Source organism: Stakelama flava (genome assembly GCF_019351405.1).
Classification (GTDB): Bacteria; Pseudomonadota; Alphaproteobacteria; order Sphingomonadales; family Sphingomonadaceae; genus Sphingomonas; species Sphingomonas flava_A.
This window is the reverse complement of sequence record NZ_JAHWZX010000031.1, coordinates 1-1230: the sequence shown is the minus strand read 5'-3', so window position 1 is coordinate 1230 and position 1230 is coordinate 1. Positions and strand designations below refer to the sequence as shown.

The 1230-nt window shown below is 58.2% G+C and carries 1 pseudogene; it reads right to left on the bottom strand.

Going from position 1 to position 1230, the window contains the following annotated elements:
- Positions 1-37 precede the first annotated feature (37 nt).
- Positions 38-1165 (bottom strand): annotated as a pseudogene (locus KY084_RS16205) (IS3 family transposase).
- Positions 1166-1230: the final 65 nt, after the last annotated feature.

Below are 1230 nucleotides of genomic sequence, written 5' to 3'. Positions count from 1 at the left end.
TGGACTTGTAACGGTTTTGCGCCGGTCACCTATCTCATTATGCCACCTTGGCCTCAAAGGCGAGCGGGCTGATGCCACCCAGATATGAGTGGCGACGCCGGGAATTATAGAAGCCGTTGATGTACTGGAAGATGGCAGCTTCTGCCTGCCGCCGGGTTGGCCATCGCCGCCGCCAGATCATTTCTGCCTTCAGGGATTTGAAGAAGGTCTCGACCGCAGAGTTGTCGTAGCAATTGCCCTTGCCACTCATCGATGGACGCAGGCCATAGGCCTGTAGCTTCTTCTGATAATCATAAGAGCAATATTGGCTGCCGCGATCGGAATGAAAAATGCAGCCCTCGGGCGGCTGCCGTAAGGCGCACCGCCATATCCAGCGCCCGGATCGCCAGATCCTTTTTCATCCTGTCGCTGACCGCCCAGCCAACAACACGACGACTGTGCAGATCGAGGATGACAGCAAGATAGAGCCAGCCCTCCTGTGTCCAGACATAGGTGATGTCGCCAGCCCATTTGCGGTTGGGCATATCGGCGGCAAAGTTGCCGTCCAGCCAGTTTGCCGCAACACCCAGACGATGATGGCTGTCCGTCGTGACCTTGTGCTTGCGCGTGCGAACGGGCTTGATCCCGTTGATCCGCATAAGGCGGCCAACCCGGCGCTCGCCGACATCAAGGCCGGCCTCTTTCAACTCCATCGCCATTCTCGGACGACCGTAACTGCCAAGGCTCAAGCTATACTGCTCCCGGATATGCGCCAGCACTTTCATGTCCGTCCGCTCCCGATGGCTGATCGGGCGCGAACGCCAGGAACGATAGCCGCGCTCGCTCACCTGCAGGACACGGCACATCAGCTCTACCGGCCAGCGGTGCCGCCAACTGTGCACAAAGGCGAACCTCACGGCCTTTGGCTCGCGAAGAACTGAGTTGCCTTTTTTAGTACCTCCCTCTCCTCCCGGAGCACACGGTTCTCAAGGCGAAGCCGCTCATTCTCTCGAGCTAGATCTGCCTGCGGCGCTGCCACAAGGTCAGAAGGACGATAATGCGACACCCATTTGTTCAGCGTCGATTTGCCGATCCCCAAATCTGACGCAACCCGCTCGCGCGGCAACCCACTGGTCAGCGCAATGCGCACCGCCTCCCGCTTAAACTCTTCACCATGCTTGATCATCTCGTCGGTCTCCTTGAACGAGCAATATGCTCTCAAGTGACCGGCGCAAAACCGTTACAAGTCCA